The following is a 7,679-nucleotide window of genomic DNA, read 5'->3' on the forward strand; positions in this document are numbered from 1 at the left end:
GAGTTGCCTGCGCGTCACGATTGCCTTCCTACCGGATCCGCCTTCCCGACGGACCCGGATCGGCAAGATTGATCACGACATCACACAGGCCCTAGCCGCGCCCCCCTCCGGTGGGCTTGCCCCCTCCGTAGGGTCCCGGCCCGGTCTGAGCGTTGCGACGATCGGGGCGCTGGCTGGCTCCTCCCGGGCCGACGTGCCCAGTCCCAGAGCGATCGCGCGGGTGATGACCACGACCGTCGAGACAGGCGACGCCTCGGAACATTTCTGGGAGCCTTCAGCTTGCTGACCAGCCGATTCTCAACCACTGACCAACTGCTCTCACCTCGCTGTCCAGCTCCAACACCCTCCCCCACCACCCCGAACACCCCGAACACCCCGCAAGACAACGCCGATCAGCCCACTCAACCGCATCCACCCGCCTGGACACTGAAATGAGAACCACACCGGACAAGAACGCGAGAACTCCCACACGCCCGGCCACCCGCAGGTCCCGGTCGCATACGTCCTCGTCCCGCCCGGCGCCACCGCGAAATCCCTCACTGCCGAGTTCGCCAACTCGCCGGACGCGCCACCCTCATCGACTGCGGCCCCCTCCCCGCCCGACAAGGCCGCACCCGGCCCTTCACCGACGTCATCACCGACCTCGAAAACGCCCTCGACCTCACCCACCACCGCCCCGGCACACTCCCCCGACACGCCACCTACCTCCACCAGCGCACCGCCGGCCGCATCGGAAGCCTCACCCGACTCATCCGCCAAGCAGCCATCACCGCCATCTGCGACGACACCGAACGCATCACCAAAGCCTCACTCGACGCCATCCGCCTCGACCACCTCGCCGAACAACACCACCGCCCCCGATGACCAGCCCAAACACCCCTGAACAGCAAAAACGCGCCTGAGCCTTTACACCCAGACGCCACCTTCAACAGCCAACACTCTTCTCAACAAACCACAGACAACCCCAGCTCACACCCCTACCAACCCCACCCCAACCACTCCACCAGCCTTCTCAACCAACCAACAACACCCCAGGTGACACACCACCCCCTACACCAACTACAACCCCCGAATCGACAAACTCGCCGCCGCCCTCGAACTCGCCGCCGACATCACCCAAGAAGAAGGCCTGCAGTACATCGCCACGTTCAACAGTGACGACCTCGGCAAAGCCACCCGCCGCGGCTTCGACCCCGCCCCCTACCTACGCCAGCCCCACCTCACTGACGCCCTCAACAACGGCGGCCTCTTCGGATTCCGCTTCTGACCGCAGCACACGCAGCCAGTCGACGGCTCACGCGTACAAGCTCGGTAAACACGCCTCGCAGTCATCTACTACTCACTGTGATGGTTCTCTCGGCGGTGAGGATGCGGCCTACGGCCTCGGGCCAGCCCGTGTGTCCGGGCGGCGGAGTGCCGGGGCGGCGTTGCTCCTGGTCCTCAGTTAGGGGCGTTGAGCCAGCGGCTCAGTTCCGAGTAGCTGTTCACCCTGCGCAGGGGATGGCCAGCGGAGGTGGTTAGCAGGGTCTCGGTGGCCCGTCCGATAGGTGTGTAGGGGACGTGCGGGATGCAGACGACGCCGACGATGCGTTCGAAGCGGCTGAAGTCGTAGTTCTGGCCGACTGGCTGGGTGGTGAGGGTCTCCACGACCTCGTGCCACTTGTCGATCGCCTTGTCCACTGTGCTGGAGACGTTGCGCACAGCTCCGTATTCACCGGCGTCGTAGGCGGCGGTGTATGGGATGCTCTTGCAGGAGACGACCAGCAGTGTCCCGTCCTTCTCCCCTACTGCGTCGAGGTCGGTGATGGGACCATCGCCGTATGGATCCGGTCTCATGCCGCGTTCGAGGCCGGGGCCTGGCTTCCATGCTGAAGCATCGATCAGGCCCTGCACAGCATGCTCAAAGTGGTCGGCCCTGGCGTTGGGGAGCGGGCCGCCGCCAGGCGAGGCGATAGTGCACATCTGCATCAGATGACGGGTCGCAGCCGCGAAGTCGACCAGGACGTCATCGCCGGCGTGGTGGAGAACGGGTCCCGGCTCATTCGGCCACAGGGTTATCGGGAGCGCCTCAAGGTCGGCGATGACCTGCCGGGCGCTGGAGGGCGCAGCGCCCGGGAACCAGGTCTCAAACTGGCCGCGCAAGACAGGCAGGACGTCGTCGAGGACCTCCTCGAGAACCCGATGAGGCAAGGTGAGGTAGCCGTAGCGGATAGCGCTCAGACCACCGACGCCGGTGAACTCCCACATGTACCAGTGCAGGGCCTGCAGGAGGGCGAGCAGTGCGGGGAAGGCCGGCCTCCACCAGGCTTCCTGTGGGCGGGCTTGGGCGAGGATCTGCGGCAGCGCGGCGATGGACATCTGCTCCGGGACGAAGCGCCCACGTGCACGCAGCCACGTGTTGTCCTTCAACGGGCCGCGGAAAGCGGGGAGTTCCCGCCATGAGGGCAGCTCGGCAATCGTGATGAGCGGGGCCGGGTCACCGACATTGTGGTCGGGTGACAGGACCCGGGTGCCGGAGGCCAGCAGGCCGTCCTCGCCTTGAGCGACGCGCTGGTCGTACAGCTCGATGGCCTGCTCGATATCCGGGTCGGGGATGCCTTGGGGGAGCCCTTGCGCGGCTGCGCGGAAGGATATGCCTTTTCCGGCTCGGCGGGTCGCGGAGTGAACCTCGCTCAGGACGATGGTCATCGCGCACAGGCGTAGGACTCGCCGGACGACGCCGTCCGTGACAGGGAACGCGATCTCCCCCTTCACCACAGGAAGCTGCGGGCAGGTCTTGGTGCTGGTCGCCGCCATCAGCCCCATCAGGGCCCGGTCCGAGGGGCCGGTGGTGGGCAGGCGGCCGTCGAATAGGTCGGGAAGGCGCCGCAGGTACCACAGCCACTGTATTGGCGGGTAGGACTGTGTCATCGCTGTGATCCGCGCCTCGATGTGCTGTCGTACCCGACCGAAGTACTCGCCGGCCGCCGGCGGGTCCAGGACCTGGCCCGCTGGCAGCGGGTGGGCTTCTGTTGCGTCCTGGAGGGTCTTGAGCATCCAGGGCAACATCTGGTGTCGCTGCTGTTCGGCGAGGGCCGCGAACTCCAGGGCTCGTAGATCTCTGATGGTCTTCCGGGGCGTAGGGGGCACGGCCTTGCTGCGGGTCACCCGCACGAGGATGCCACGGTTCCGCGGCCGGCGCGGCCACGATGCTGTCCCCGCCTCACCAGGCCGTCAGTAGAGCCGAGTGGGAGGACCCGTCTTCGTCCACGGCAGCGTGTGCGTCTCGAAGGCGTCGCTGCTGAGGTTGTAACCGAGGGTCGTGGTGCCCGAGCCCGTCTTTCGCATGGTCCCCCTGTCCTCAGGGGCCCGTCGTTCTCGCGGAATGTCCGTGTTGATCACGTGATGCCCAGGGCGGTGAGCGGTCGGGTGGCCGTCGCGTGCGTGTGGCGGAGTGCGGCGGCAATGTTGTCGTAGCCCGTCAGCCGGAGGGCGCCGATGGCCAGGTTCCGCAGACCGGCCATCGCGCGGGGAGCGTTGCCGGTGCGGTGCTGCGGCGCCGTCCCGACCTCCCGCACCTCCGTGTGCACGACCGGGCGTCCGGGCCGGCACCGAGGACGACCCGGGTGGTCGAGCGGGATCGAACGAAACCACTGGCAGGACCGACTGGGTGCTCATCGGCGCGTAGAGCGTGTGCAGGGATCCTCCCTCCGGAAGACTCACCTTCCGTAGGAATCCACTCTCCAAGGAGCCTTCGTGCCCGACGACTTGGTAGTCCCCCAGCCGGGTCTGTCCGCGTTCGAGCGTACGGACGCTCCAGATGTCGACACTGTCTCCCAGGTCATGCAGGTCATCGGCATCGGGGCGCAGCTGAGCGGCCACCGAGACCTGGTGTCGGAACCGGGTGCGCCGGACCGCGGCCTGATGGCAGACCTGAAAGTACCTCGCGTGGCCGCGCTCGGCGACAGAAGGGTCAGGCCAGACGAATGCGATGCGTATGTGAGGCGTCGGCACGGGGACACCATCACTCGTGCTCTGACCGGTCCGTTGGCGGCCGTTGATCACGGAGAAGCCCGAATGGTCCTGTGGAGCGACCTGGGCGGCTCCGAGCCGGTAGGAGATGAGCGGAGCTGGCAGGTCGCGGCCGTTGCCTTCCTCCTCGCCGCGCTGCACTCCGTCCACGAGGGCGAGCTACTGCGGGTCGCTGCCGCATCGGAGCTCACCTGGCAGGGATTTCCGGTTGCGCGCCGCGGGACTCGGAGCCGGCAGGACGACGCCGATCAGGCCCTCATGAGCGTCTTGGAGGCCGGGACCGCCTCCGACTCCGAGGACGTCCGCGTGATGGCCGGCAACGCCCTGGCCCGCCTGGCAGAGGCAGACGAGGCCCTAACGGCCGCTGCCGAAGCCCACGCCGCGCCGGGCCCAGACGACGCCGACGCGCAGAATGCCCAGCCTCTTGGCGGGGCCGGCGCGACCAGCGGAGCCGCAGAGTCGGTGATCATCCACGGCGCCTGGGCGAACAAGGGGCCCACCGGCCAATGGTGGCGACCATTGGGTACCAAGACCTTCCACAGCTTCCTCCTGAGCGAAAACATCGGGGGAAGCCTCTACAACGGGGACGACCCCTTCGAATGGTCGGGGAGCGACCGTGACCACCAGCGAAACGTCGCCGGCAAGGCCCTGAGATGGTGGGTCGACCGGCCACAGGGCGGCGATCGGCTGAAGGCGGCCTTCGCCCACAGCCACGGCGGCACGGTACTGATGTCGGCCGCCGCCCACCGAGGCCTCCAGGTCGACCTGATGGTCGCGCTCGCCTGCCCGGACTACGACTGGGGCACGAACACCATCGAAGCCAACAACATCCAGGCGAACATCCCGCTGATCCTCTCCATTCGTGCCAGGCACGACGCCGTCCTGCTCGCCGACCGCATACATGCGCTCAATGCACGACATTCGTCGCACGGGCTGGTCGGAGGCACCGACAAGGAGCTGTTGGGTGTCGGTCACGCAGGCGTGCACCAGGAGCATGTTTGGCGAAAGGAGACGCTCGCGCAGTGGGTCGAAACCGAAGCCGCAAAGCTCGGATGGACTCCGTAGCCGATAGGCGTTCTCGCGTACAGGCATCCCAGTGGCCGTGCGGGCGCCTGCCGTCGTGCGGTTCGACCGGTGCGGGTTGAGCCAGGGCGGCCTCGTTCTCGCGACGCGTCCTGGTTGATGAGTGATCAGGTAGTTGCAGGCGGTTCGGGGTTGGTTGCCCAGGTCCTGGACGCAGGCAGGCACGGCTTCCGGTGATCATGAGGTGTCGAATCCCTGATCACCACGACGGAAGACCGTGCCTGCCTGCTCAACATCGCGCATCCCCGGTGGCCTGAGTCAACTCGCCGACGCCGCACTGCCCTCGTGCGCCGAGCCCCCCGGGCTGCTGGCCCGCCTGACTGCCGTGCCCGATCCGCGCGGTGCCCGGGGCCGGCGCCACCCGCTGGTCTTCGTGCTGGCCCTGGCCGCCTGCGCGGTCCTTGCCGGGGCCAAGTCACTGGCGGCGATCGCGGAATGGGCCGCCGACGCCCCGCCTGCGGTGCTGTTCCAGCTCGCTGGCGCCTGCCAGAACCCGGACACCGGGCCGATCGCTCCGGCCGAGGCCACGGTGCGCCGGGTGCTCCAGCGTGTCGACGGCGACGCGCTGGACGCCGCCATCGGCGCCTGGCTCGCCGAGCGCGGCCGCAGAGCCGACCGGACCGACACCTCCGGTCGTCGGCCAGCCGTGGCCGTGCACGGCAAGACCCTGCGCGGAGCCCGACGCGCCGACGGCACCCAGGTCCACGTCCTGGCCGCGATGAACGGCCAGGGCCTGGTCCTCGCCCAGCGCGAGGTGAATGCGACGAGCAACGAGATCACCGCCTTCCAGCCTCTGCTCGCCCCGCTCGACCTCACCGAGGCCGTGGTCACGTTCGACGCGATGCACACCCAGGTCGAGCACGCCCGCTTCCTCGTCGAGGACAAGCACGCCCACTACATCGCCCTGGTCAAGGGCAACCACCCCACCCTGCACGCCCGGCTCAAGAGCCTGCCCTGGAAGGACGTGCCGCTGATGGGCAAGACCCGCGCCACCGCGCACGGCCGGGACGAGATCCGCAGGGTGAAGGCGGCCACCGTCGCCGAGCTCCCGTTCCCCCACGCCGAACAGGCGGTGCAGATCGTCCGGCGACGACGGCTCGTGCGCACCGGAAAGGTCAGTATCGAGCGCGTCTACATCGTCACCAGCCTGGCCATGCACCAAGCCACCGTTCCCGAGATTGCCCGTCGCGTCCGGGAGCACTGGGGCATCGAGAACAAGATCCACCACGTCAGGGATGTCACCTTCGCCGAGGACGCCTCCCGTGTCCGCACCGGCAACGCTCCCCGCGCGATGGCCGGTCTGCGGAACCTGGCCATCGGCGCCCTCCGGCTGACGGGCTATGACAACATCGCCGCCGCACTCCGCCACCACGCACGCGACGCCACCCGACCGCTCACCGCCCTGGGCATCACGTGATCAACCCGGACATTCCGCGAGAACGACGGGGCCCTGGCCCGTCAGGCCGCGCAGATGGGTGACGTCCAGCTCCTCGACCGTCTTGATCGCCGGGAAGCGGGCGGCACGGACGCGGGCCTCGCCGCCGTGCGACTCACGGGCGGAGACCTCCCTCTGGAGGCAGGCGACGAGGTATTCGGCATGCGTCCAGGATTCCTTGCGGGCCCGCTCGGCAAGCCGTTCGGGGCGCGGTGGTCGGCCAGGAACTCGGCAACTGTCCACTGATCACCTTCGGCGGTCCGGGTATGACACGCTGACGCGGCGTCACATATGCAAACATATTTCGCCTGCGCGTACGCTCGGGTGGAGCTTGCGGATCACCGTACGCGAGCGAGGCAGGAGCTGACCGATGACGCAACCCGAGCCGAATGCCGACGGCGACGAGACCTTCGAGGTCTATGCGGAGCCGGCGAGCGCCGCGATGGAACCGGAGTACGAGGGGGTGAACGTCTGCCGAGCCGCGGCACTGTCGAGCATGTTCGGCGGCAACGGCCAGACGGTACGGGAGCTGGGAGACCAGCTCGAGTCGATTGGCTTCTCGGAGACGCTGCGCAGCGGTGAGCGAGTCTGGCGGGCCGAAGAGGTGAACTTCTTCGGCCGGATCGGCCTCGAGTCGGAGCAGCGCGTCCTTCTGTGGCAACGGCTGAACGAGACGGCGGACCGTGCGCCGGCGGTGGCGTTCCTCGTGTCAGTGCTCGGGAGTGAGCTGGAACGCGAATCCGTGGCTGCGGCTGCGGCGTTGTGGCGAATGATCACCGAACTCCCGCCGCCCCTGCCTCGCCATTTCTTTGACCTATCGGATATCGCGCCCGAACTCCGCGCAGACGACCTGGATCCCTGGGTGCACCCGGAACGCCTCGACCTCGACCTCGACGCCGACGCCGACGCCGACGCCGACGCAACGGAAATCGAGGCTGTCTCATGGAATCCGGAGCAGTGGAGGGAGATTTACTATCGGACAACGACGCGGTTCCCGCCCCCCGAGTATCAGATCGCTGCTGTTCACACACTCGCCCGGTTACGGCTCAGCCTCGCACTGAGTGGGCGTTAAGTCCGATCTTTCTCGATTCGTGATCGCTCGATCGTGGTACTGATCGCCGTCTGGGACGCCTACTGGGCATGTCCATGC

The 7,679-nt window shown here is 67.7% G+C and carries 7 protein-coding genes; 4 read left to right on the top strand and 3 right to left on the bottom strand.

The features are described 5' to 3' along the window. The first annotated feature begins 1,072 nt into the window (after nucleotides 1-1,072). Nucleotides 1,073-1,267, top strand: a complete 195-nt coding sequence (locus tag ACWD35_RS44180; protein WP_451356982.1) for a DUF2326 domain-containing protein — start codon at nucleotides 1,073-1,075, stop codon at nucleotides 1,265-1,267. Between the two features lie 173 nt (nucleotides 1,268-1,440). Here ACWD35_RS44180 and ACWD35_RS44185 read toward each other — a convergent pair whose 3' ends face one another. Together ACWD35_RS44185 and ACWD35_RS44190 are read right to left on the bottom strand one after the other, a co-directional pair. Continuing rightward, on the bottom strand, nucleotides 1,441-3,147 hold the full coding sequence (locus tag ACWD35_RS44185) for a hypothetical protein (RefSeq protein ID WP_451356976.1): 1,707 nt from the start codon (nucleotides 3,145-3,147) through the stop codon (nucleotides 1,441-1,443). Between the two features lie 230 nt (nucleotides 3,148-3,377). Beyond that, on the bottom strand, nucleotides 3,378-3,569 hold the full coding sequence (locus tag ACWD35_RS44190; protein WP_451356977.1) for a hypothetical protein: 192 nt from the start codon (nucleotides 3,567-3,569) through the stop codon (nucleotides 3,378-3,380). Nucleotides 3,570-3,735: 166 nt separating this feature from the next. Here ACWD35_RS44190 and ACWD35_RS44195 point away from each other — a divergent pair, with 166 nt between their 5' ends. Further along, complete coding sequence (locus ACWD35_RS44195) at nucleotides 3,736-5,076, top strand: hypothetical protein (RefSeq protein ID WP_451356978.1); 1,341 nt, start codon at nucleotides 3,736-3,738, stop codon at nucleotides 5,074-5,076. Nucleotides 5,077-5,311: 235 nt separating this feature from the next. Continuing rightward, nucleotides 5,312-6,511 (top strand): ISAs1 family transposase, encoded by a 1,200-nt coding sequence (locus ACWD35_RS44200; protein ID WP_451356979.1) that lies wholly within the window; start codon nucleotides 5,312-5,314, stop codon nucleotides 6,509-6,511. Here ACWD35_RS44200 and ACWD35_RS44205 read toward each other — a convergent pair whose 3' ends face one another. Further along, nucleotides 6,512-6,772 carry a hypothetical protein gene (locus ACWD35_RS44205; RefSeq protein ID WP_451356980.1) on the bottom strand — a complete coding sequence of 87 codons (261 nt, stop codon included), beginning with the start codon at nucleotides 6,770-6,772 and terminating at the stop codon, nucleotides 6,512-6,514. It abuts the gene before it with no gap. 127 nt (nucleotides 6,773-6,899) lie between these two features. Here ACWD35_RS44205 and ACWD35_RS44210 point away from each other — a divergent pair, with 127 nt between their 5' ends. Further along, complete coding sequence (locus ACWD35_RS44210; RefSeq protein WP_451356981.1) at nucleotides 6,900-7,601, top strand: hypothetical protein; 702 nt, start codon at nucleotides 6,900-6,902, stop codon at nucleotides 7,599-7,601. Nucleotides 7,602-7,679 lie beyond the last annotated feature (78 nt).

The organism is Streptomyces sp. NPDC002671, assembly GCF_053592475.1.